Origin of the sequence: Lacticaseibacillus baoqingensis (assembly GCF_003946165.1) — a bacterium.
Taxonomy (GTDB): domain Bacteria; phylum Bacillota; class Bacilli; order Lactobacillales; family Lactobacillaceae; genus Lacticaseibacillus; species Lacticaseibacillus baoqingensis.
Genome location: NZ_RHOI01000040.1, coordinates 1 through 22804, shown reverse-complemented (window position 1 = coordinate 22804; position 22804 = coordinate 1). Strand labels below are relative to the sequence as shown.

Annotated in this window: 21 protein-coding genes and 1 pseudogene; 17 read left to right on the top strand and 5 right to left on the bottom strand. The window is 54.4% G+C overall.

The features are described from left to right. The first annotated feature begins 142 nt into the window (after positions 1-142). Genes mdcD through EKM91_RS12350 form a run of 4 tightly spaced genes read left to right on the top strand, consistent with a single transcriptional unit; the run spans position 143 to position 3439 of the window. The gene (gene mdcD, locus EKM91_RS12365) at positions 143-1825 is read left to right on the top strand and encodes a biotin-independent malonate decarboxylase subunit beta (RefSeq protein ID WP_125754228.1); all 1683 of its coding nucleotides are present in this window, start codon (positions 143-145) and stop codon (positions 1823-1825) included. Continuing rightward, the gene (locus EKM91_RS12360; RefSeq protein ID WP_125754227.1) at positions 1813-2451 is read left to right on the top strand and encodes a malonate decarboxylase holo-ACP synthase; all 639 of its coding nucleotides are present in this window, start codon (positions 1813-1815) and stop codon (positions 2449-2451) included. Before mdcD ends, EKM91_RS12360 begins: the two co-directional genes overlap by 13 nt. Beyond that, complete coding sequence (locus tag EKM91_RS12355) at positions 2448-3227, top strand: alpha/beta fold hydrolase (RefSeq protein WP_125754226.1); 780 nt, start codon at positions 2448-2450, stop codon at positions 3225-3227. Before EKM91_RS12360 ends, EKM91_RS12355 begins: the two co-directional genes overlap by 4 nt. Further along, positions 3224-3439, top strand: a complete 216-nt coding sequence (locus EKM91_RS12350) for a triphosphoribosyl-dephospho-CoA synthase (protein WP_125754225.1) — start codon at positions 3224-3226, stop codon at positions 3437-3439. Before EKM91_RS12355 ends, EKM91_RS12350 begins: the two co-directional genes overlap by 4 nt. A 131-nt stretch (positions 3440-3570) precedes the next feature. Here EKM91_RS12350 and asnA read toward each other — a convergent pair whose 3' ends face one another. Then, complete coding sequence (gene asnA / locus EKM91_RS12345; protein ID WP_125754224.1) at positions 3571-4578, bottom strand: aspartate--ammonia ligase; 1008 nt, start codon at positions 4576-4578, stop codon at positions 3571-3573. A 554-nt stretch (positions 4579-5132) separates the two neighbouring features. Between asnA and EKM91_RS12340 the strand changes: the two genes are divergently transcribed. Next, positions 5133-5507 carry a fluoride efflux transporter FluC gene (locus EKM91_RS12340; protein ID WP_125754223.1) on the top strand — a complete coding sequence of 125 codons (375 nt, stop codon included), beginning with the start codon at positions 5133-5135 and terminating at the stop codon, positions 5505-5507. Beyond that, the gene (locus EKM91_RS12335) at positions 5501-5845 is read left to right on the top strand and encodes a fluoride efflux transporter FluC (RefSeq protein WP_125754222.1); all 345 of its coding nucleotides are present in this window, start codon (positions 5501-5503) and stop codon (positions 5843-5845) included. Before EKM91_RS12340 ends, EKM91_RS12335 begins: the two co-directional genes overlap by 7 nt. On the opposite strand, the gene EKM91_RS12330 is transcribed toward EKM91_RS12335, so the two are convergent. After that, complete coding sequence (locus EKM91_RS12330) at positions 5834-6391, bottom strand: LysE family transporter (RefSeq protein WP_125754221.1); 558 nt, start codon at positions 6389-6391, stop codon at positions 5834-5836. The two genes, EKM91_RS12335 and EKM91_RS12330, sit on opposite strands and share 12 nt — an antisense overlap. A gap of 106 nt (positions 6392-6497) precedes the next feature. Here EKM91_RS12330 and EKM91_RS12325 point away from each other — a divergent pair, with 106 nt between their 5' ends. Continuing rightward, a complete protein-coding gene (locus EKM91_RS12325) occupies positions 6498-6899 on the top strand; it encodes a MarR family winged helix-turn-helix transcriptional regulator (RefSeq protein WP_125754220.1) in 402 nt (133 codons plus the stop codon). On the opposite strand, the gene msrA is transcribed toward EKM91_RS12325, so the two are convergent. After that, the gene (gene msrA / locus EKM91_RS12320) at positions 6896-7690 is read right to left on the bottom strand and encodes a peptide-methionine (S)-S-oxide reductase MsrA (protein WP_225419528.1); all 795 of its coding nucleotides are present in this window, start codon (positions 7688-7690) and stop codon (positions 6896-6898) included. The two genes, EKM91_RS12325 and msrA, sit on opposite strands and share 4 nt — an antisense overlap. A gap of 122 nt (positions 7691-7812) precedes the next feature. Between msrA and EKM91_RS12315 the strand changes: the two genes are divergently transcribed. Both EKM91_RS12315 and EKM91_RS12310 read left to right on the top strand, forming a co-directional pair. Beyond that, positions 7813-9390 (top strand): hypothetical protein, encoded by a 1578-nt coding sequence (locus EKM91_RS12315; protein WP_125754218.1) that lies wholly within the window; start codon positions 7813-7815, stop codon positions 9388-9390. Positions 9391-9677: 287 nt separating this feature from the next. Beyond that, positions 9678-11042, top strand: a complete 1365-nt coding sequence (locus tag EKM91_RS12310; RefSeq protein ID WP_125754217.1) for an Nramp family divalent metal transporter — start codon at positions 9678-9680, stop codon at positions 11040-11042. 168 nt (positions 11043-11210) lie between these two features. On the opposite strand, the gene EKM91_RS12305 is transcribed toward EKM91_RS12310, so the two are convergent. Then, on the bottom strand, positions 11211-12821 hold the full coding sequence (locus tag EKM91_RS12305; protein WP_125754216.1) for an APC family permease: 1611 nt from the start codon (positions 12819-12821) through the stop codon (positions 11211-11213). 263 nt (positions 12822-13084) lie between these two features. Here EKM91_RS12305 and EKM91_RS12300 point away from each other — a divergent pair, with 263 nt between their 5' ends. Beyond that, entirely contained in the window at positions 13085-14014 is a 930-nt protein-coding gene (locus EKM91_RS12300; protein ID WP_125754215.1) for an L-lactate dehydrogenase, read from the top strand. Positions 14015-14131: 117 nt separating this feature from the next. After that, positions 14132-15501: pseudogene (locus EKM91_RS12295) on the top strand (MFS transporter). 50 nt (positions 15502-15551) lie between these two features. On the opposite strand, the gene EKM91_RS12290 reads toward EKM91_RS12295, so the two are convergent. After that, positions 15552-16877: a Mur ligase family protein gene (locus EKM91_RS12290; RefSeq protein ID WP_191988001.1), complete on the bottom strand. Its 1326-nt coding sequence runs from the start codon at positions 16875-16877 to the stop codon at positions 15552-15554. Positions 16878-17058: 181 nt separating this feature from the next. Between EKM91_RS12290 and EKM91_RS12285 the strand changes: the two genes are divergently transcribed. The 6 genes from EKM91_RS12285 to upp are packed head-to-tail and all read left to right on the top strand — an operon-like array spanning position 17059 to position 22596. Beyond that, the gene (locus EKM91_RS12285; protein ID WP_125754214.1) at positions 17059-17658 is read left to right on the top strand and encodes a thymidine kinase; all 600 of its coding nucleotides are present in this window, start codon (positions 17059-17061) and stop codon (positions 17656-17658) included. Positions 17659-17671: 13 nt separating this feature from the next. After that, positions 17672-18751, top strand: coding sequence for a peptide chain release factor 1 (gene prfA / locus EKM91_RS12280; protein WP_125754213.1), 1080 nt, complete (start codon positions 17672-17674; stop codon positions 18749-18751). After that, positions 18744-19577, top strand: coding sequence for a peptide chain release factor N(5)-glutamine methyltransferase (gene prmC / locus EKM91_RS12275; RefSeq protein ID WP_125754212.1), 834 nt, complete (start codon positions 18744-18746; stop codon positions 19575-19577). Before prfA ends, prmC begins: the two co-directional genes overlap by 8 nt. Positions 19578-19624: 47 nt before the next feature. Beyond that, positions 19625-20644, top strand: a complete 1020-nt coding sequence (locus EKM91_RS12270; RefSeq protein ID WP_125754211.1) for an L-threonylcarbamoyladenylate synthase — start codon at positions 19625-19627, stop codon at positions 20642-20644. A 41-nt stretch (positions 20645-20685) separates the two neighbouring features. After that, positions 20686-21918: a serine hydroxymethyltransferase gene (glyA, locus tag EKM91_RS12265; protein ID WP_125754210.1), complete on the top strand. Its 1233-nt coding sequence runs from the start codon at positions 20686-20688 to the stop codon at positions 21916-21918. Between the two features lie 48 nt (positions 21919-21966). After that, positions 21967-22596, top strand: coding sequence for a uracil phosphoribosyltransferase (upp, locus tag EKM91_RS12260; protein ID WP_125754209.1), 630 nt, complete (start codon positions 21967-21969; stop codon positions 22594-22596). The last annotated feature ends 208 nt before the right edge of the window (positions 22597-22804 follow it).

Here is a 22804-nt window from a genome sequence, read left to right as displayed (position 1 = left end):
ATAACAAAAAATCCACTCCGAAGAGTGGACCTTTCAAAAGATAAAAACTATTAATCAACACCATTTGACACAGAGCCCGATTTTGGCGCTACCCCAGGCGTCGTCAACCTGCGGCTCACCCAAGCAATGGAGGCGTTGAAAAATGAGCAATAGTTTTGTTGAATTACACGCACGCCAGCGCGCAGAAGCCTTACTCGACGCCGGCAGCACCCGGGAGCTGATCGGGCCGCTGGATAACATGATCTCACCACACCTGGCCCCGCAAAACATCGTACCCGAAGCCGATGACGGCATCGTCGTCATGAAAGGCAAGCTGAGCGGAAAAGCCGCCGTCATCATCGCTATCGAAGGCGCGTTTCAAGGCGGCGGGATCGGGGAAGTTTCCGGGGCCAAAATTGTTTCCGCACTGGAACACGTGTTGGCAGACAATGAAGCCGGCAAGACCGTGTATCCGATCATCATCTTGGATACCGGCGGGGTTCGCCTGCAGGAAGCCAACTATGGCCTGTTGTCGATCTCTGAGATTCACAACATGGTCATTGCTTTGAAGCAATATGTGCCAGTCATCGGCTTAGTGCCCGGTCGGGTCGGCTCGTTTGGCGGCATGTCCATCACCAACGCGCTGTTGTCTTATGTGATCGGGACCGACAAGGCGCGTATCGGCCTGAACGGGCCTGAGGTCATCGAACAAGAAGCCGGGGTCAAGGAATGGGATGCTTCCGACAAGAACCTGATCTGGAACACGCTGGGCACCAAGCAGCGCCAAGCCACCGGCATCATCGATGAAGTCGTCGACGACGATGTCGAGGCTTTCCGCACGGCCATCACCGCTGCGCTTGATGAGCAAAAAGACTCCCATCGCGATCAGCGCGGCGATTTCTATCTGACCTTGCTGGATCAGCTTGATCCCAGCCAGCCGCTTGATATTGCCGGCTACGACAAGCTGTTTGCACAAGTCGTTGCCAAGCCCCATCACTTGGCGCCTGCAGTCAGCGGTACCAAGCCAGGCACCAAGTCCCGCGGGCGCAACTGGTTTGAATTGTTGACCGGCATCGCCAACGCGCAAAGTGCCGTGCCCACCGTGTTGCATGCGCAAGCCGACGGGCGGGAGTACGTGGCGATCGTGCCAGACGAAAATAATCGTTTTCCTCGGGTCCGCCACGGCGAAGTCGGCCTGCAAGAAGGCTACACGGTCGCCAGCGTGGTCAACGATCTGATCGCCGCCGACCAAAATAAGCCGGCAGACGCGAAGACCCCGATCGTCATCGTGGTCGACGTGCCGAGCCAGGCATACGGCTACCAAGAAGAATTGATCGGGATCCACATGGCGCTGGCCTCTGCCGCAAGTGCTTATGCGCGTGCGCGCCAGGCCGGGCATAAGGTGGTGGCCTTCATTCCCGGCGATGCCGTTTCCGGTGGTTTCTTGGCCCAGGGCCTACAGTCCAACCGCTTGGTCGCCCTCGACGATCTCGCCATCACGATCCAGGCGATGAGCAAGGCGTCCAGTGCGCGGATCACGCAGCGGACGATCGCGGAGTTGGAAGAAGCGACCAAGCACGTGCCTGCGATGGCCTACGACATCGAGAACTATCAGAAACTGGGCGCTTTATACAACCTGATTCAAGGCATCAAAGGCGAAGACCATGATGCCAAAGCGGTGGCAACGGTCAAGGCAGCCCTTGATGACGCGTTTGCCAGCCTCGTTGATGCCCCGACTGACCTGTCTTTCCGTTACACCAACGAGATCGCAGTCAATGGCAAAGATGGCGGGCGCAAGGCAACTAACAAGGTCCGCGCCTTGATGGCTCAGCAATGGCAGGCATAGCCCCGCACACGCTCGTTTTGCTCGCAAGCCCTGCCGCACTCACGGCAAAGGCGCCGCTGCCAGAGTGGGCGTCTGCCATGTTAACCCAATCGCCGTACGCGATCGTACGCCGCGGTTTCCAGGCCGACCGGATCCCGGTCGGCCTGCGTGGCTATCAGAAGAATCAGCGGTTTGCGGCGTTTGCGATGCCGAGCCGGATCAAAGCGGCCGTGACCCCGCAAGCGGCGTTGCGGCTGCTCCCTGGGTTGGACCCGCAACGCTCCGAGTTGCCGGCGTTTCAAAAGCTTAAAGCCTTGCAGCCGCTGTTGCAAGGTTTTGACTGGGGTGTTGGCGGCAGCCTGCAGTTTGAACTCGTGACCGGGCTGAAAATGGCACGCGCAACCTCGGATATCGATGTCATCATGACGCGGCCGCGCCAACCGTTGACTGTCGCCGCCGCGCAGACGCTGGTCCAACAATTGCAGACCATCGCCGGCGCGCACGCTGATATCCAAGTCGTTCACGGTCAAGACGGGTTTTCACTTGAAGAATACGCGCAACACCGCGACAGCCAGATCATGATGAAAACCGCCAGTGGCCCGCAGCTGACCACAGACCCATGGCACTTCCAAGGTGACGACCAATGAAGCTCACCGTTTCGGGTGCTGAGCTGGCCGTGGACGTGGCAGGGGCAGGGCGCCCGCTCGTCTTTCTCAACGGTTTTGGCAGCTACAAGGCCATCTGGACGGCGCAGGTGGCGGCAATTTCTCGCCGCGCACAAACCGTCTGCTTCGACTACCGCGGCCAAGGCGAATCCACCGGCGCCGTCGCCACGAGTCTGGCGCAGCTGGCAGACGATGTGTTTCAGGTTATCGCTCAGCTCGGACTCAAACGGCCGTTGCTGGTCGGACACTCGATGGGAGCCAGCGTGTTGTGGGCGTTGCGGCAACGGCATCCTGAAGTCGATGTTAGCGGCTTGATGGTCGTGGACCAGTCTCCCAAGATGCTCAACGACGCTGAGTGGACTTACGGCTTCCAAGGCCTGACGGCACAAACAGCCAGTGTGCAGCTGCACCAGCCACGCCTAGGCCACGAGACCCTGCACGGCATGGCGCCTGCCGTAATGGCGGCGTTCATTCGCGCAGAAAGCCGCCACCCGTTTGCTAGAAAAAGCGGCACAAGGCTCTTGTTAGACCACTTCCAGGCCGATTGGCGTGCGGTCGCTTGTCGCGAGCCGGCGCCTGTACTGTTTGTCACCGCGACTTTGACGCCATATTTTACCAATGGGTATGGCCGCTGGCTAGCCCGCCGTAATCCGCGGATCCGCGAAGTGATCATCCCCAACTGTGGGCACGACATCATGGCGGAAGTCCCAGAGGCGTTTAACCAGACGCTGCGGCATTTCATGCTGCAAAACAAGTGAAAGGAGATCAACATGTGTATCTGCCTGCGCAACTCGCAAATTTTGCCACTCGGGCTTTGTTGTACGAAGTCAGCCTGAATCCCAAGCCCGGGTTGATAGACCCGGCCGGCCGCGTCCATACTCAAAGCGGCCAGGCGCTGTTGGCGCAGATGAATGCCGATTTTCTTAAACAGAATCTGAGTTTGGGCGGTTGTGCAGACATGTTGATTTGACGATTTTTCTTGCCTTGGTCGCTGAGAGCATCTGATCGCTTCTGACAAACAAAAAACACCCTGGTACCACGATCGAAGGATCGTGATGCCAGGGTGTTTTAAGTAGACGATTTCGTATTATTATAGTAGGTTTACAGCAAATGAATGTTATCGGCTTCGCATTGATCGATCATTTCCTGAGGCCAAACGCTGGCTTGCACTTCGCCCACGTGAACCCGGCCTAACAGCAACATGCACAAGCGCGATTGGCCAATGCCGCCGCCGATGGAATAAGGAAGTTCTTTGGCCATGATTTTCTTATGGAAAGGCAAGGACAAGCGGTCTTCAGCACCGGCGATCTTAAGTTGACGCGCCATGGCATCTTCGTCGACGCGGATCCCCATAGAAGAGACTTCCAGCTTGCAATCTAATGGTTCGTACCAGAAGATGATGTCGCCGTTGAGGCTCCAGTCATCATAGTCAGGGGCGCGGCCGTCATGACGTTTGCCGGATTTCAAAGCGCCGCCGATTTGCATCACGAAGACACAGCCGAGTTCCTTGGCGATCTTATCTTCACGGGCCATTGGGTCAAGATCCGGCCAGCGATCTTCGAGTTCTTGGGTGGTGACAAAATGGATCTCATCTGGTAAATGATGCACAGCATCAGGATACTTGTACCAAACTTCATGTTCCATATGTTTGATCACTTTAAAGATCTGCCGGACAGTGGCCTTTAAGGTTTCAATCGTCCGCTGTTCTTTGGTGATCACTTTTTCCCAGTCCCATTGATCGACATAAATAGAATGGAAGTTGTCGAGGTCTTCATCTTTGCGGATCGCGTTCATGTTGGTGTAAAGGCCTTCGCCAGGTTGGAAACCAAAGCGGCCTAAGGCGTTGCGCTTCCACTTCGCCAAGGAGTGCACGATTTCCATCGTGTGCCCAGGCATGTCTGCCATGGTGAAGGAAACCGGGGCTTCGACACCGTTAAGGTTATCGTTTAACCCAGTGGCTTTGTCGACCATCATTGGGGCAGAAACCCGGGTGAGGTTCATTTGCTTGCCAAATTCATCTTGGAAAGTCTCGCGAATATAGCGAATGGCTTCTTGGGTCTGGCGTGGTGACAACTTCGGATCATATCCTTGTGGTGTTAATAAATGCATGAACAAAACTCCCTTGATTTAGTTGGGGTAAAATAAAAAAGTCTTTTATCCCTTAATTTTCAAGGGACGAAAGACTTTATTTCGCGGTACCACCCAAGTTGCCCGACATACCTCGGGCCACCTCATTAGCGCACGATCATGCGCTTTCGGATGATAACGCCCCGAACGCGACTGAATCTACTAGGCCTAAGCCGTTGGGTCAGCAACTAGGAGAGTGTTATTCAGACAACCGGTACCGATCGGGTTTGCACTATTCCCGACTCACTGGATGGCCAGCGCCGCCTTACTTGTCTCTCGTCAGTTTTTCGCTTTGTTTTAATGTTGCTTATCATAGTCGGTTCATCTGCGTTGTGCAACCTTATTTGTCAAAAAAGTTGCCATGGCGGCAAAAAAATTGGGCCGGCACCGGTCGTTAAATCCGGTCAAAGTCCCAATACATCGCGGATCTAAGCGAATCGAGACCAGCAAAAAAATATTTTTGGCGACTTGCAATCTCTGCGCGCTTCGGTGTACCCTGAGCCAAATCAGGACGTTAAACGGAGATGGAAAGATAAATGCAAGAATTAAAACAGTTGCCGGCTGTTTTCGGCGGCGGCATGCTTGGCGGGTTGGCCCGCTATGGGATCGGCATCCTGCTGCCGGCAAATCAAGGGCTGCTGGCCGCCACCGTGGTCAATTTGGCTGGGAGCTTTGGCTTGGCATTGCTGACGTTTGGTTTGGCGGCACGCTTGCAATTGCCGACTTGGCTGACTTTAGGGCTGGGTACCGGCTTTATCGGCGCTTTTACCACCTGGTCCACGCTGGTGCTGCTGACGGTCACGCATGGGGCTTGGTTATGGCTGTTGGGGGAGCTCATCGGCGGCGTGATCGCGGCTGGCGCCGGCTTTTGGCTGGGACAAGCAGTGCTTAAGCAGGCGCGCCAATGGTGATCGCAGTGGCATTAGGCGCCGGTGTCGGCGCATGTTTGCGGTATTTGATCACGCTTGGGCTGAAGCCATTGAGCCCGCATTGGCCTTTGGCAACGATCGTGATCAATACACTAGGGGCGGGTTTGGCCGGGTGGTTCACTGCCATGGCGGTGCAAGGCTTGGCAGCCGGGTGGTGGCTGACTGGGATGTGCGGGGGCTTGACGACTTTTTCCACCTTTATGGTCGAAGCGGTGACGCTGGCGCAAAATCGCCGCTGGCTGGCCGCGATCTGCTATTTTCTCGGTACGATCGGCTTAGGGGTGGCAGCATTTGCGCTGGGTCGCGGCTTAACGCCATAAATCGATGGCAGCAAACACCAGCAACAAGGCCACGGCGACATTTAAGCCCCGATAATGTTGGTGATAAAAGCGGTTGATCAATTGCCCGCCAATCGTCCAAGCAAACGTCCCTAAGCTGCCGATCACGACCATCGCCGCCCAGCGCACCGGGAGATATTGCATGATGCTGCCCAGCTGGAAGGCGCCTAAGCCGGTGATGAAATACAAATAGCATTTAATATTGGTGAATTGTAACAGCAAGCCAGTAGTAAAGCGGTCACTGTCTTCGCCGTCGTCGTCAGGGGTGCTGATGGCCACGTGGTAGCCGAGATACAGCAAATAAGCGCTGCCGACGACTTTCATCGCTGTGATGAACAAGGGCGTGTTTTGCAGCCAGCTGGCAAAAAAGACGGCTACAAAGCCGATCACGCCCATGCCGGCGGCCATGCCAATGTTTAAGCGCAAACTCCCGCGCAAACCGCGCTTTTGCCCGGAAACCATCGCCATGATGGTATTAGGGCCAGGGGTGAAGGACATGACAAAAACAAACGAGAAAAAAGCGAGCATAGGCAGTCTCCTTAACTAATTGCGTTTGCAATAATTAAATCGACTTTACGCCGAACTGATTGTAAATGCAATCAGTTTTTTGTATGCTGAACAAGAGGTGAAGCTGATGTTTGATGTCATTCGTGAAATCGGCGCGATTACACGTAAGCTCCAAACGCGCAGTAATGCGGAGTTTCGCGCTTTGGGCTTGGATAACAATGCGTATATCTATCTGATCCGCGCCACTGAAACGCCAGGCGCATTCATGGGCGCGTTAGCTGACGCCGTGCAGATCGATCGCACGACGGCGTTTCGCACGATCAAAAAACTCGTGGCCCAAGGCTGGCTAGAGCTGCGGCCTAATGCCCAAGACAAGCGCTTGCGTTGTGTTTTTCCGACAGCTAAAGCCCAAGCGCTGTACCCGCGGCTGCATGCTTTTGAGCAAGCTTGTTCCGATCAATTATTGGCCCAACTGGCGCCGGCAGAACGCCAGCAGTTGGTCGCATTGATGAAACGGCTGACTTACTAGGTTTTGCGCCAGTGCCGCAGCTTGCCGCGCCAACGCTTCCACCACAGCAGCTGTTGGCGGGCGCGATGGATCTGCGCGTAGCGTTTTGGCTGCTTGGTGTAGAAGCGTTGATGGTAGTTTTCCGCTAGCCAAAAGGGCTGCGCCATGGTGATCGCCGTGACGATCGGCAAGCCAAACGGGTCTTGTGCGGCAAGTTGGGCCTTGCTGCGTTGGGCTTGGTGTAATTGGTCGGCATTTGCGGCAAAGATCACCGGGCGATACATCGGCCCGCGATCTTGCAGCTGTCCAGCGTTGTCGGTGGGGTCGCTGAGCTGCCAATATAAGGCCAACAGCTGCGCATAGGTGAGCTGTTGCGGGTCAAACACGATTTGGACGGCTTCCACATGACCGCTATTGCCAAAGTGCACCTCATCATAAGTGGGATGCGCACTGCGGCCGCCAGTGTAGCCAGAAGCTACCGAGATGATCCCAGGCAGCTGCTCAAACGGTGCGACTAAACACCAAAAGCATCCACCGGCGAAAATGGCATGCGGATATTGGGCCAGCGCCGCTTGGTGAGCGGCTTGATCAAAATAAGCCACCGGTTGGCCAATGAGTCCGGCGTAAAAATCGGCCACATCTGGGCTGAGATTTTGGCGTATTGCCAATGGGCGCAGCACCGCTTCTAGTTGCTGCGCGGCGGCTTTCAAGTCGTGTTGCGCCAAGCAAAGCGCCGTTTGGAGTTGTTGGCGCTCCCATGTGCGCACGCCAGGAGTCGCCAGCAAAGTGATGAGTTGTTGCGTCGTGAGCATACGCGCCTCCATTGATCGATTGTAGTTAATTCAATTGTAAGCGGTTTATCGGGTGAAAGCAACTAGACAAGAAAAGCGTGCTTGCGTACAATAGAACGTACGTTTGTTTCGGGGAGGTCACGATGTCAGTTCAACTTCAATTTGCGCCATTACACGCGCAAAATCCACGCTTGACCCATGCCGTTTTTGTCGCGGCCACAGTGCCGCATACCAAAAGCTTAGCGCGCCGCCAAGCCCAGTTTCGCCGCCGCGGCCAAGCGGTTTTAGCGCATGCAGCGGTGTTATATGGCGACAAGATCACCGCCAGCTTGTGGCTGCAATTGCGCCCGCGGCAAGTCGATGCTTGGCTGGCGGCTCATCGCCTGGAGTGGTTGGCGCAAGTCGTCGGGATGCTGCACACTTATGCGTTAAGCGGCGAGTTGGTGCTGCCAGCACCAGTGGCGTCACCCACCGCCTCTGCCAAGCTGGCTGAGGCGGAGAAGCAATGGACGCTGGCGCAGCGCTTGCCGAGTCGCGTCGGTGCATGGATCTTCCACAGTGACGCCGCTGATGCTACCGGCTGGCAATTGCTGCAGGCTGTGGCCAAAGCGCCTGTCGCCGCTGCGCCTTTGGCCGCGCAGTTGCAGCTGCCCACCAGTGATCCTGCCGTGTTAAAGCGCGCCTTGCAGGTGGTGGTACCCGCTTTTACACCGCTGCCGGCAAGTTGGCTGGCAGCCAAGGCCAAGCCTACAACTGCCGCAGTCGCGCCGCTAAAAAAAGCGGCCCCGAAGCTGCCAGCAGTTGCGCCGCAATTGGTCCAAACGCTGTTGCAGCAGCTGCAAACCACCGCTCATAGCGGTGCAGTTTATCAGCAGGTGCTTCCTTTGGCGGTAAACTTGGCGTCAGTGGTCAATGCCTTGCGCGGTTTTGGACCGATCCAGGCCTTGCGCTTGGTGGCGCCGCAAGTCACCAGCGGCGGGCTGCATGAGTTGGCCCCAACGCTTGATCAAGCCCTCATCTTAGATCATGCAACCGTCACGCTCGTCAGCGGGTTTGCGGCCAAACCCAGTGCAGCGACAGTCGCTGACTTAGCGGAGCTGGCGGCCGCCGGGGTGGGGGTATTCACCACTAAGCGGCCTTTAGGCGCCCGCTTGTTACAAGTGGAATTTGCCCAAGTGACGCTGACCATCAGCGGCTCCAGTGATTTGGCAGCCAGCGACTATCACACGAGCATCGAGCTGGATACTCTGACTATCGCTGTTCATGATCTGTATGCCGCTTGGCGGCAAAGCCTGACGCCGCACTTGTTGGCGGCAACATTAACGGCGCCCAAGCCAACTCACCGCCAGCGGCTGTTGTCCAAGCATCCCGATGCGTTGGCGAATTTCAAAGCCCGCGTGGCGGGGATGCCGCCAGGCGACACCCAACAGCGGCTGACGGCATGGCTTTATTACCAGCCGCAGCCGCCACTAACGCTGCACCTAGACGGGGTGGCGTATTTTGCCTTGGCTTTCCCGCAATATCATACCGTGGTGATCGACACTTTCACCCCAAACAACGCCTTGTTTTTCAAGCATACCGAAAATGCCGCTGGCGCAGCGATCGAATTGGCGCAAGTCACCAGCAAACAAGCCTTGTTGGCACAAGGCGGCCAGCGGGCGTATCACACTAGCGAACCGATCCGCCACCGAGTGCGGCGGATCTTAGGCCAAGGTGTGTAATTATTGGTTTTTCTGCCTGCCCGCCAGCAGGTGGTGTTGGCCTGCAGCCAGCTGGCAAATACCGCCAAGCGTTGGCAATCAAGGCCTCGCCATTGCCATGCAAGCCGTGGATACTTGCGGCTGGGGCAGCCGCGTCAGTTTTGGGCGGCCTAATCAGTTGCTTGTAATTAAAACCGCAGCTGGGTATGATATTCTATGGAAATTAAGCGGGCGCTTGACCACAACACCCGGTGCGCACAGTCACATGGTCGCCGAATTTCTAAGCCAATAGAAAAGAGGTTCTAGATATGAAACGTAAACTGGATGTGGAACGGATCAAGTCTGAAGATGCGATGGCCGACAAGTCGTTGGATGAGATCAATGGTTCCATTGAAGTCCCTCAAAATGCGGGTTTTCTCAAAACGTTGATGGCGTACACGGGACCGGGGATATTGATCGCCGTGGGGTATATGGACCCCGGCAACTGGATCACCTCGATCGCCGGGGGTGCGCAGTACAAGTATCGGCTGTTGGCGGTGGTCTTGCTGTCCAGCTTGATCGCGATGCTATTGCAATCAATGGCGGCAAAGCTGGGGATCGTGACAGGCAAAGACTTGGCGCAATTGACGCGCGAACACACCGGCAAGCTCAGCGGTTGGTTGTTGTGGATCGTGGCCGAATCCGCCATCATGGCCACGGATATCGCCGAGATCATTGGCTCAGCGATCGCCTTACAGCTCTTATTCAAGATCCCCTTAGTGATCGGAATCGTGATCACTGCTTTAGATGTGCTCTTATTGCTTTTATTGATGAAGCTGGGGTTTCGCAAGATCGAAGCCATTGTGGCTACTTTAGTCGCCGTGATCTTATTGGTGTTTGCCTATGAGGTCTTCTTGGCGAAGCCGAGCATCACCGGGATCTTGAACGGGTATGTGCCGACTGCGGCGATCCTCCAAAATCATGGGATGTTGTATTTGACCCTCGGGATCGTTGGCGCAACGGTAATGCCGCATGATCTGTATCTGGGCAGTTCCATTTCGCAAACGCGCAAAGTGGATCGCGCCGATCGCCAAGAGCTGGCCAAGGCCGTGCGGTTTTCCACCATTGATTCCAACATCCAGCTGTTTTTGGCATTCATCGTCAACTCCTTGCTGCTGATCTTAGGCGCGGCGTTGTTTTACGGCACCCATTCAAGCTTGGGCCGCTTCGGGGAGTTATTCAATGCCTTAAGCGATTCGCGCATTGTCGGGGCGATCGCCAGCCCAGTGTTATCGATGCTGTTTGCCGTGGCACTGTTGGCTAGTGGGCAAAGCTCCACGATCACCGGGACCTTAAGCGGGCAGATCATCATGGAAGGCTTCGTGCGCTTGAAGGTACCGCTGTGGGTCCAACGGGTCGTGACGCGGGGATTATCGGTGACGCCGGTGTTGATCTTTGCGTTCATCTATCATGGCAATGAAGCCAAAATCGAAAACCTGCTGACGTTCTCCCAGGTGTTTTTGAGCATCGCGCTGCCATTTGCGGTCGTGCCGCTGGTGATCTTTACTTCCAGCAAGAAGCTGATGGGTGAGTTCAGCAACAAGTTATGGGTGCGCGTTTGTGCTTGGACGGCGACGATCGTGTTGATCGCCTTGAACATTTATCTGATCTTACAAACGATCGGTTTCTTCTAGCACAGCAAAAAGTGGGCGAGGTATCAGTCACCTAGTCGCGTTTCATAAAGCAACGCCAAGATACACAAACGGCTCTGCACCGCGATTCAAAGTCCGAATCGTGGTGCAGAGCCGTTTGCGTTATTGGCTAAAACCGCTTTATGTCTCAGCCTGTTTTGATCGTCAGGATCAGTCATCTTGCCAGTTTTCACTATTGGCTTTGGCTTGTGCATTCAAGGCTTTGGCGGCGGCGAAGTCACTGCGGGTCCAGCTGTGGATCCCCCAATAATAAAACCCGAGGCTAAAGCAGGTGATCACTAAGAAATCCCATGGATAATGGATCCAGCCGCTGCCATTGAATTCATGGGCGCCGGCATAAGACATCAAGGAAATGAAGACCAAGTATGCCAACATCCACAAACTAGGCTTGATGGCGGCTTTGAGTTCTTGGAAGTGGTTGCGCCATTCGTAGTAAAAATAAAACGGCAGCCCTAAGATGATGATGGCGATCACTTGGATGGTGGTCGGCCACATCGCCCAATAAACGGCCAAACTGGCTAAGACGAAGGCGACCGGGGCCAGCCACGGCAAGCTCTTCAACCGCACCGGACGATACAAGTCCGCGCCCATGGTCCGCAGAGAAATCGCGGTGACCGGCCCAGTCAAATACGCGATCAGCGTGGCTGTGGATAACACGGTGGCTAACAGCGACCATGAACGGAACAAGGCCACCATGACGATACTCAACAAGGTATCGACTAGCATTGCCACGCGCGGGATGCCATAGCGCGGGTTGATCCGGCCGAGAAATTGCGGGATGTGGTGGTTGCCCGCCATGGCATATAACGCCCGCCCAGCGGAAGCGACAAATGAGACCCCAGTCCCAAACGGTGATACGAAGGCATCGATATACAATAAAACCGACAGCCAGTGCATTCCCAACAAAATCGCCAAATCAGCAAACGGCGAGGAGAAGTTGATCCCGTGCCACCCGCTGGCAGCGATGACATGCGGGGGAATCGCGGTGATGAAGGTGCTTTGCAATAGGACATAGATGATCCCGGTGATCACCAGCGAGATCGTGATCCCGCGAGCGATATTTTTTTCCGGATGAGTGATCTCAGCCCCCATGTTGATCACGGTTTGAAACGCGTCAAAGGAGAAAATGATCCCAGCCGCAGTTGTGGCTGAAAAAATCGTGGCCGTTCCATACGGAAAGAATTCGTGGAAGCTGCTGCCATAGTTGCCTGGATGAAAGCCAGACACCATCAGCATCACCACGGTCAATAGCGGCATGCCGATCTTAAACACCGAAATCAAGCTGGTAAAGCGCGTCAAGATCGATACCGAGCCGTAATTCAACAGCGTGAAGACTAAGATGAAGATGAATACCACGAACAAACCGCTGGTCGTGACGGTGCCGTTGCTGAGAAATTGATGGGTCCAATTCGCCCAAGACCATGGCCAGCTGCTCATATATTGCACGGCGGCGACCGCTTCGATCGGGATGATCGTGATCAACGAGATCCAATTGGCCCAAGCGGCAATGAAGCCTAATAGCGAACCATGGGTGTATTGGGCATACTTGCTCATCCCCCCAGATTCTGGGAACATGGCGCCGATTTCAATATAGGTGTAGGCGATCGCGCCGATGACGACACCACCGACTACCCATGATAAGATCGCGGCCGGGCCGGCGATCTTAGAAGCTTCCCAGGCCCCGAAAAGCCAGCCGGAGCCGATCAATGAGCCTAAGGCGAGCATGACCAAATGGAAGAGGGAGATTTTTTTAATGTGCATAGCATTAACCCCAGATTAAAATTTATATTCTTTCAGTTTAGCCGTTATCGGCCTTAAGAACAAGTAACACCGCCGGCGACCCCTGAAAATAGGGCAACCCCGTGAACAAAAGCAAACAGTTTAGGGCCTGTCCTATCAGCCACTTGTTAGTTTAATTAGTCATAGCTCACTTAATGATTGATACAGATGAGAACTTTTTTGTACAACAAACGTGACTTTTTGAACATGTAAGCGGTATACTGATGACGAGGAGGGATTTGCCCATGAAAAATGCAAACATTGTCCTGATCGGCGACGGTGCGATCGGTTCGAGTTACGCCTTTAACTGTTTGACGGCTGGGATCGGTAAAAGCTTAGGCATCATTGATGTCAACAAGCAGCGCGTCCAAGGGGATGTCGAAGATCTTGCTGACGCCTTGCCTTATGTTTCACAAAAGAATATTTATGCGGCCAGCTATGAAGACTGCGAATATGCAGATCTGATCGTGATCACCGCTGGCGTCGCCCAAAAACCAGGGGAGACTCGGCTGCAGCTGTTGCAAAAAAATGCGGCCATCATCAAAGACATCACGGCTAACATTATGCAGCACCATTTTGACGGGATCATCTTAGTGGCGTCTAATCCCGTCGATGTGCTGACGGAACTGGTGCTGCGCTTGACCGGCTTGCCGAAAAACCGCGTCTTAGGCTCTGGCACCGCGCTTGATTCTGCGCGGATGCGCTCTGAGATCGGCCGGCGCTACAATGTCGATGTCCGCGCTGTGCATGGCTACATCATGGGCGAACACGGTGATTCCGAGTTTCCAGTGTGGGATTACACCACCATCGGCGGCCAGCCGATCCGCGAGTTCGTCAAAGGCCCGCGGCTGGAAAGTGATTTGGCAGCGGTTAGCGACCGGGTCAAAAATGCCGCTTACTCGATCATCGAAAAAAAAGGCGCGACGTTTTATGGCATCGCCGCTTCCTTGACGCGCTTGACGGCGGCGATCTTAAACGATGACCGGGCAGCGTTTGCGATGTCGGTGCATCTGGATGGCGAATACGGGCTCAGCGGTGTTGCTATCGGGGTGCCGGTATTGCTGGGCAGCAATGGCTTGGCACGGATCATCCAACTGGACTTGAATGACCAAGATCTGGCGCGGCTGCAAGCTTCTGCCAAGGTCTTGAAAGAAAATCTCGAAAGTGTGCTTTGATATCATGCCGCAGCTGCGTGTAAAATAAAACAAGTGGGCATTGCTGCCACTTGTTTTTTTCATGGACTTGGCAGAGTCTTTAAACACTCCGCAAAAACCTAAAGGAGTGTGTGTCGTTTGGAACCAACTGTTTCGTTACGCCAAAAGCTGGCGATCGTCGCTTGCGGCTTATTGTCATTTACCGGGATCTTAGTGGAAACGTCCATGAATGTGACGTTTCCCACCTTGATCCGAGAAATGCAGATCACCTTGGACACGGTGCAGTGGTTGGCGACCGCCTATCTTTTATTGGTGACGATCGTCATGAGCACCACCGCATATGTGTTAAAACGCTTTGCCCCCAAGCGGGTCTTCTTGTTTGCGGTGACGATTTGTCTGCTTGGCGGGTTGTTGTGCCTCGTGGCGCCGAACTTTGCCGTCTTGTTAGTGGGGCGGCTGATGCAGGCTGTGGCGACCGGGCTGGCGACGCCGTTGATGTTTCAGCTGATCTTTAGCGCCGTGCCGCCAAGCAAGCTGGGGATCTATACCGGCTTTGCCAGCGTGATCGTATCGTTAGCACCAGCTTTAGGGCCTACATATGGCGGCGTGTTGACAAGCTTATGGTCGTGGCGGGCGATTTTCGTCGGGATCTTGCCTTTGATCGCCATTGTTGCGCTTTTAGGCAGTGTTTGTATCCAAGGCCAGCCGCAAGGCGTTGGTGGGCGCAAGTTTGATCTCGTCGGGGTGGGTCTGCTGGCGGCGACGTTTACCAGCTTGTTGTTTACTTTCAACGCCGCTGGCGGCCATGGCTGGCTAAGCGCCGCTTTTGGCGGCTGGCTGGTTGTTTCAGTCGTGATCGCCTTGGTGTTAGTGGCTTATGCGCGCCGCAGCAGCCGGCGGATCTTTGATTATGCGGTGTTGAAGCTGCCAGTCTTACGCTGGCGGCTGGTGAATTATTTTGGCTTGCAGTTTATCAATATCGGCTTGTCTTTCGTCTTGCCGTTATATGCCCAAAATGTGCTTGGCGCCAGCGCTTCTGCTGCTGGGTTGATGTTATTGCCTGGGGCGCTGATCGGCGCGTTAGTGGCGCCAATCGCCGGTGGGGTATATGACCGGCGCGGGCCGGTGTTGACTTTGGCGTTTTCTGGCAGCATGGCGGCGGTGGCGATGGCTTTGTTTTTAGGGTTTGGGCAAGCGTTGTCGGTGGCTGTGATCGCCGGGTTATTCATCGTTTTGCGCTTAGGATTCAATTCCGGCTTTGGGGTGGCGATTTCTGACGCCTCCACTCAAGTTGCCGTTAGCCAAAAAGCCGACCAAAATGCGCTTTTTTCCATGATGCAGCAATATGCCGGGTCGATCGGCACCGGCGTGATGTCAGCGGTGATCTCAGCGCGTGCTTTGACGCAGCCACGGCCAGCGGGGCACGTATCGATTTTGCTTTGTTGCTGGGCTTGGCTGGGATCATCTTGATTTCGGTCTGGCGCGCTTGGCGCTTAAACTGCAACTGAATGCAAATCAAAGGCCCTATCACAATCGTGTGATAGGGCCTTTGATTTGGTTAAAAGCCGGCTTTGATATAGCCGCCTTCAGAAAGTTTCTTACGCAGCTGCAACACTGCTGTATAGGTGGCCAGCAGATAGACATGGTCTTCTGGCATCGCTTTGATCGCGGCGATCACGTCATTTAAGTCAGGCTTTTGGATCAAGTCGGCTTCGGGGACACCGGCGACTTGCATGCGGAAGGCAATATCTTGGCAGCGTTCGCCGCCAACCATGAAGGTCGTGGCTTGACCGGTGGCGACTAAGGCTTCAAAGTTGCCGTCCCAGATCCAGCTGGTGTCGGTGCCGTCTGCGTAGTTGGCGTTGAGCAAGATCCCGAAGCCAAAATGACCGCTTTGCCGCTGGATCATCGCCAGTACTTCATTTAAGCCCACCGGATTTTTGACTAAGATCAAGGTGGTTTGCTTGCCGTCGATCATGATCTCTTCTTGGCGGCCGAAGACTTTTTCATCATAGGCGAATGCCTGGGCGATCTGCTCTGGTGTGATGCCAAATTCGCGCCCGACGGTGTATGCAGCCAAGGCGTTATACACGTTGTACGTCCCGCCAATGGCGAGGCTAAAGTCATGGTCATCAATGGCAAATTTAGAACTGGTCGGCGTCAGTGCGTCTATGCCAGTGACGGCATGGGCCAAAGCCGGCCGGGAAAACCCGCAATGCGGGCAAAAGAAGTGGCCTAAATTCGAGTAGGTGATGCCATGATAATGCAAGATGTGCTCACATACCGGGCACAAGACCCCGTCGGTGTTCGGCGGCGCGACGATATCGGTGTTTTGTTGGCTGGCTAAGGCAAAGCCATAATAGCGCCAAGGATTGTCCAACTCTCGCGATGAAAAGATCGGCGCGTCGCCATTGGCGATCACTGTGGCAGTTGGGTGTTGGCGAATGCCGGCGAGGATCTTTTCATAGGTGGTATAAAACTCGCCATAGCGATCCATTTGGTCGCGGAAGATGTTGGTCAGCACATAAGCTTTAGGCTGCAAGTAGCGTGATACCGGTGCCACATTAGCTTCATCGACTTCTAACACCGCCAAGCGTCTTTGACCGTGTTGACCATGGGCCAAAAAAGCGGTGATGATCCCTTGCATCATGTTGGAGCCGGTGGGATTGGTCAAGACATCAGGATATTGTTGCCGCAAGACTTTGGTGATCAAATTTGTGGTCAGCGTCTTCCCATTGGTGCCGGTGACGATCACGACATCATAGTCTTGGCCTAACGCGCGCAAAACATCCGGGTCGATGCGCGCGGCGATCTTGCCAGGAAGGCTGGAGCCGCCTTTCATGAAGGTGTGTAAGAACCAGTAGCTGAAGCGGCCGGCGATCATCGCCAGGCGCGCTTTGAAGGTGATTGAATGCGCCAAGTTGTTCTTCCTCTCAGATTATTGCTTCAATCATACCACATCCGCTGCCGGGGCTTGAAAGGACATTGCCGGAAAATCTGTCCAAAGTCCTGAAAATTCGGTATACTGAAAACGGTGAATTTTTCAAAGAAAGTAGGCATATTTTTTGGCGCAGCTATTTTTTCGGTACGGGGCGATGAATTCTGGCAAGTCTGTCGAGATCCTCAAAGTCGCGCATAATTACGAAGAGCAAAACAAGCACGTGATCATTTTGACGTCTGCGTTAGATAACCGCTCAGGCGTCGGGATGATCGCCAGCCGCATTGGCATGCAGCGCCCGGCACATCCGATCACCGACACCACCAATGTGTTCGACTTGGTGCAAAGCTTGGATCCTAAAGCTTATTGTGTCTTGATCGATGAAGCGCAATTCATGCAGAAGCATCACGTTTTTGAATGTGCACAAGTTGTGGATGAGCTGCACATTCCGGTGATGGCGTTCGGTTTGAAGAACGATTTCAAGAATGAGTTGTTTGAAGGCTCCAAGTATTTGTTGTTGTATGCCGACAAGATCGAGGAAATGAAGACGATCTGCTGGTTTTGTGCCAAAAAGGCGATCATGAACTTACGCGTGCACGATGGCCAGCCTGTTTACGAAGGGACCCAGATCCAAATTGGCGGCAATGAAATGTATTATCCAGTTTGCCGCCATCATTATTTTTTCCCGCCAGCCAACCTGACGGCCACCACTGACCCGGCACTTTAATCACGGAGGAAACATGGATAAGATTTTTGAACAGTTAGATGGCTTGCTGGATCGTTATGAGGAATTGCAAGAGCTCATGAGCGACCCAGAAGTGATCCAAGATACGAACCGCTACTTGAAACTATCAAAAGAAGAAGGCGGCATGCGCGAAGTCGTCGCCGCTTATCAACAATACAAACAAACCAAGTCTGACATCGAAGAAAGCGAAGAAGTCCTGCGCGAAAGCCATGATGAAGAACTTGAAGAACTGGCCAAAGAAGACCTCAATGACTTAAAGCCAAAACTGGAAGCCTTAGAAAGCCAGATCAAGCTCTTGATGCTGCCTAAAGACCCGAATGATGACAAAAACATCATCATGGAGATCCGCGGCGCTGCCGGCGGGGATGAAGCCAGTTTGTTTGCCGGCGACTTGTTGTCGATGTATATGAAGTATGCTGAAAAACAAGGCTGGCACTTGGAGATCATCGACGAAAATCCTACCGAAGTCGGCGGCTACAAAGAAGTGGCCGTGATGATCACTGGCGAATCGGTTTATTCCAAGCTTAAATATGAATCTGGCGCGCATCGGGTGCAGCGGGTGCCGGTTACAGAATCCGCCGGGCGGGTGCATACCAGTACCGCCACGGTGGTGGTCATGCCTGAATATGATGAAGTGGACTTAGACCTAGAGCCTAAAGATATTCGCACTGACGTGTATCGCTCCAGCGGTGCCGGTGGTCAGCATATCAACAAAACCAGTTCCGCGGTGCGCATGACGCACTTGCCGACAGGGATCGTCGTCACGATGCAAGATCAGCGTTCGCAGCAGCAAAACCGCGAAAAAGCCATGCAGATCTTAAAAAGCCGGGTCTATGATTACTACGAAAGCCAAAATGCCGGCGAATATGCTGAAAAGCGTAAAACCGCGATCGGCACCGGCGATCGTTCGGAGCGCATCCGCACCTATAACTATCCGCAAAACCGCGTGACCGATCACCGCATCGGCTTGACCTTAAACAAGTTGGACCGCATCATGAACGGCGAACTTGGCGAGATCATCGATGCATTGATCGTCCAAGATCAAGCCAAGAAGCTGGAGAGTATCGGTGAATAAGACTTATCAAGAGGCGCTCGCGGGAGCGTCTTCTTTATTAACTGCCCAAGGCATCGACCCAGATAACGCTCGGTATGTGCTCGAATACCGCGCCGGCTTTTCGCCCAGCCAATTGCGCTTGCATGGCCGTGATCCGCTTCCGGAGGCTTTGGCGCAGCAATTTGCCGCTGACGTCAAGCGCTTGTTGCAGCATGAACCGGCGCAGTATATCGTGGGGCTGGCGCCGTTTTTCGGTGAGGACTTCATCGTGTCGCCAGCGGTATTGATTCCGCGTTTTGAAACCGAAGAGCTCGTCGCTTGGGCGCGGGATGAAATCATGAGCGCGCAGACCTTGTTAGATGTCGGCACTGGCAGCGGTGTGATCGGCTTGACCTTGAAGCGGCTGTGTCCGCAACTGGCGGTGACGTTAGTCGATGTGTCGACGGCGGCACTGGCAGTGGCAGGGGAAAATGCCAAGCGCCAGCACTTGGCGGTGTCGCGGGTCCAAAGTGATCTGTTCAGCGGCTTAGGGAGCCAGCGGTTTGACCGCATCATGGCGAATTTGCCTTATATCAGCCATCAAGAAGAAGCGGTCATGGATCAAAGCACTTTAACTTATGAACCCCAATTGGCCCTGTTTGCCGAACATGACGGCTTGGCCTTGTTTGAACGCTTTTGTCAGCAAGTCGCTGCACATCTCAACGCAGGCGCGCAGGTATATTTAGAGTTTGGCTATCACCAGCAGCCGGCGTTAGCCGCGCTGTTTGCCAAGCTGCTGCCACAAGCGCAAGTGACCTTTCGCCAAGATATGGCCGGTCATCCGCGCATGGCGAAGCTGGCATTTTGAAGCGCAGCAGTCGCATGAGGATGAATTGAGAAAGGATGCACAATATAATGGAAACAAAACGTTATCATCGTGAAACGTTAGCCGCCGCCGCGGCCGCTTTACGCGCAGGACAACTGGTCGCTTTTCCGACTGAAACCGTTTACGGCTTAGGGGCAGACGCGACCAATGAAGCCGCAGCCAAAAGCGTGTATGCCACCAAAGGCCGCCCGTCTGACAATCCGTTGATCGTCACCGTGGCCAATCGCGAGATGGTGGCGCGCTTTGCGACCATCACGCCGCAAGCGGCCAAGTTGATGGATCAATTCTGGCCAGGTCCGTTGACGATCATTTTGAACATCCATCCTGGCAGCTTATCTAAGACGGTGACCGGCGGCTTATCAACGGCTGCGTTTCGGATGCCGGAAAATGCCTTGACGCGTGAATTGATCGCCCAAGCAGGGGTGCCGATCGTCGGCCCCAGTGCCAACTTGTCCGGCAAACCCAGTCCCACGACGGCTGAGCATGTGTTGCATGATTTTGATGGCAAGATCGCCGGCGTCTTAGACGATGGGCCCACTCAAGTCGGCGTTGAATCCACGGTGATTGATATGACCGTGACCCCAGCAGCGATCTTGCGACCAGGGGCGATCGGGCCGCAAGAATTAGCCCCGATCATTGGCTTTGTCGATAGCGAAATGCATCATGTCGGCGCCAGCGAAACCCCCAAAGCCCCAGGGATGAAGTACAAGCATTACGCCCCAGCCGCCCAAGTGGTCGTCGTCGATAAACCCGAACAGTTCGCCCAAACGCTTAAGTGGGCGGCTGCCAGCGGCCAAGCCTATGGGGTCTTAGCCACGGATGCGATCTTACAAACCGTGCCGCGGGCGATCCCACAATATTCGTTAGGCGTCGACGTCAAAAGCGCCACCCACGCGCTGTTTGCCGGCTTGCGCTGGTTTGATCTGCACCCGACAGTCACCTTGGTCTTAGCCCAAGCATTCCCGGCAGCGGGCTTAGGAGCCGCTTATATGAACCGCCTATTAAAATCTGCTGGGAACGAACATTTTAACCCTGCAGATGCAAAATAGTTCTGGTATACTGAGACTACTTTCAAAAGGGGGACAAAACATTGGACTTTACCGATTACGATCCAGCAGTGTTTAATGCCATTCATGACGAGGAAGCTCGCCAGCAACACAATATTGAATTGATCGCCTCTGAAAACATCGTCAGCCCAGCGGTGCGTGCTGCCCAAGGCTCGGTGCTCACGAATAAGTACTCTGAAGGTTACCCTGGCCACCGGTATTATGGCGGCAATCAGTATATCGACGTGGTCGAACAATTAGCGATCGATCGCGCCAAGGAATTGTTTGGCGCAGAATATGTCAACGTGCAGCCGCATTCCGGCTCTGGGGCCAACATGGCCGCTTACCGGGCGTTTTTAGCCGATGGCGATAAGGTGTTGGCCATGGATCTGACCGATGGCGGGCATTTGACCCATGGGGCGGCAGTCAGCTTCTCTGGGCAAACTTACCATTTCTACCATTATGGGTTAGACCCAGAAACCGGCCGGCTCGATTACGACAAGATCTTAGAAATGGCGCAAACCCTCCATCCGAAATTGATCGTCGCCGGGGCATCGGCTTATAGCCGTGAAATCGATTTTGCCAAGTTCCGCGATATTGCCGATCATATTGGGGCCTTTTTGATGGTCGACATGGCGCATATCGCCGGTTTAGTTGCTGGCGGTGCCCATATGAGCCCGATCCCTTATGCCGATGTGGTCACCACCACGACGCACAAGACCTTGCGCGGCCCGCGCGGGGGGATGATCTTAGCCAAAGCCCAATATGGCAAGGCCATCAATTCCGCAGTCTTTCCTGGGATCCAAGGCGGCCCGCTTGATCATGTGATCGCCGCTAAGGCCGTCGCATTAGGCGAAGCTTTGCGCCCAGATTTTAAAGACTATGCAGCACAAGTGGTGAAAAACACCCAAGCAATGTGTGCCGGATTTGCTGAAGATCCGCAGTTGAAGATGGTTTCTGGCGGCAGCGATAACCATATGGTGTTGCTTGATGTCACTGGCTATGGGGTCACCGGTCGGGATGTGCAAGATCTGTTGGATACCGTGGATATCACCACCAACAAAAACCAAGTGCCTGGCGAACAAAATGGACCGTTCAAAACATCCGGTGTGCGCATCGGTTCTGCGGCAATCACTACGCGCGGTTTCAACGAAGCAGAGTGCAAGCAAGTCGCACATTTGATCTCTGCGGCGATCCAAAATCGCGATAATCAGACAAAACTTACTGAAATTAAGCAATCTGTCCTTGCGTTAACTGCCCTTCATCCCTTATCATAGATAAGGTTTTGCGCAGTACTGCGCCATAATAAAAGGAGGACCTTTTGCATGGGCAAATTTACGGTTTTGAACCACCCACTGATTCAACACAAATTGACCTTGATCCGGGACAAGAACGCAGGGACGAAGGAGTTCCGCCAAGTTGCCAATGAGATCGCCGAGCTGATGGTCTATGAGATCACCCGCGACTTACCATTAGAAGACGTCGAAATCGAAACGCCAATGGGCAAGACGGTCCAAAAGGAACTGGCAGGTAAGAAACTGGCTGTTGTGCCGATCTTGCGTGCCGGCTTGGGCATGGTCGATGGCGTGCTGGAATTGATCCCAGCCGCTAAAGTGGGCCATATTGGGATGTACCGCGATGAGAAGACCCTGAAGCCGCACGAATATTTCGTTAAGATGCCGACGGATATCGACCAACGTGATCTGATCATCGTAGATCCGATGCTGGCCACTGGTGGTTCTGCCAACATGGCGATCGAAGCGTTGAAAAAACGCGGCGCCACGTCCATGCGCTTGGTCGTTTTAGTTGCCGCACCAGAAGGCATCAAGGCCGTGCAAGCCGCACATCCGGATGTGGACATCTATTCAGCTGCTTTAGATGATCACTTAAACGAAGACGGCTACATCGTCCCAGGCCTAGGCGACGCCGGCGACCGACTTTTCGGCACCAAGTAACCCAGAGCGGAGCATGCCGATTTTAGGGGTGTGGGTAAGGCAGCCTGGGGGCGTCGCGGTACGCGGCGTGACCGGGATGACTTACCCGCGACCCCGTTGGCATGCGTAGCTCGACGAAGAAACCCCAGAGTGGAGTGGCGCGCACTTAGCGCGTAGACTAGTGTGTACTGTCGGCGTTGTGGCGCAGCCGCAATGACGGCAGTGCCGC

Excerpts from the sequence above, each read along its gene's own strand:
- mdcD (WP_125754228.1), top strand. The coding sequence starts at position 143 with ATGAGCAATAGTTTTGTTGAATTACACGCACGCCAGCGCGCAGAAGCC.
- EKM91_RS12360 (WP_125754227.1), top strand. The coding sequence starts at position 1,813 with ATGGCAGGCATAGCCCCGCACACGCTCGTTTTGCTCGCAAGCCCTGCC.
- EKM91_RS12355 (WP_125754226.1), top strand. The coding sequence starts at position 2,448 with ATGAAGCTCACCGTTTCGGGTGCTGAGCTGGCCGTGGACGTGGCAGGG.
- asnA (WP_125754224.1), bottom strand. The coding sequence starts at position 4,578 with ATGCATTTATTAACACCACAAGGATATGATCCGAAGTTGTCACCACGC.
- EKM91_RS12340 (WP_125754223.1), top strand. The coding sequence starts at position 5,133 with ATGCAAGAATTAAAACAGTTGCCGGCTGTTTTCGGCGGCGGCATGCTT.
- EKM91_RS12335 (WP_125754222.1), top strand. The coding sequence starts at position 5,501 with ATGGTGATCGCAGTGGCATTAGGCGCCGGTGTCGGCGCATGTTTGCGG.
- EKM91_RS12330 (WP_125754221.1), bottom strand. The coding sequence starts at position 6,391 with ATGCTCGCTTTTTTCTCGTTTGTTTTTGTCATGTCCTTCACCCCTGGC.
- EKM91_RS12325 (WP_125754220.1), top strand. The coding sequence starts at position 6,498 with ATGTTTGATGTCATTCGTGAAATCGGCGCGATTACACGTAAGCTCCAA.
- msrA (WP_225419528.1), bottom strand. The coding sequence starts at position 7,690 with ATGCTCACGACGCAACAACTCATCACTTTGCTGGCGACTCCTGGCGTG.
- EKM91_RS12315 (WP_125754218.1), top strand. The coding sequence starts at position 7,813 with ATGTCAGTTCAACTTCAATTTGCGCCATTACACGCGCAAAATCCACGC.
- EKM91_RS12310 (WP_125754217.1), top strand. The coding sequence starts at position 9,678 with ATGAAACGTAAACTGGATGTGGAACGGATCAAGTCTGAAGATGCGATG.
- EKM91_RS12305 (WP_125754216.1), bottom strand. The coding sequence starts at position 12,821 with ATGCACATTAAAAAAATCTCCCTCTTCCATTTGGTCATGCTCGCCTTA.
- EKM91_RS12300 (WP_125754215.1), top strand. The coding sequence starts at position 13,085 with ATGAAAAATGCAAACATTGTCCTGATCGGCGACGGTGCGATCGGTTCG.
- EKM91_RS12290 (WP_191988001.1), bottom strand. The coding sequence starts at position 16,877 with ATGATCGCCGGCCGCTTCAGCTACTGGTTCTTACACACCTTCATGAAA.
- prfA (WP_125754213.1), top strand. The coding sequence starts at position 17,672 with ATGGATAAGATTTTTGAACAGTTAGATGGCTTGCTGGATCGTTATGAG.
- EKM91_RS12270 (WP_125754211.1), top strand. The coding sequence starts at position 19,625 with ATGGAAACAAAACGTTATCATCGTGAAACGTTAGCCGCCGCCGCGGCC.
- upp (WP_125754209.1), top strand. The coding sequence starts at position 21,967 with ATGGGCAAATTTACGGTTTTGAACCACCCACTGATTCAACACAAATTG.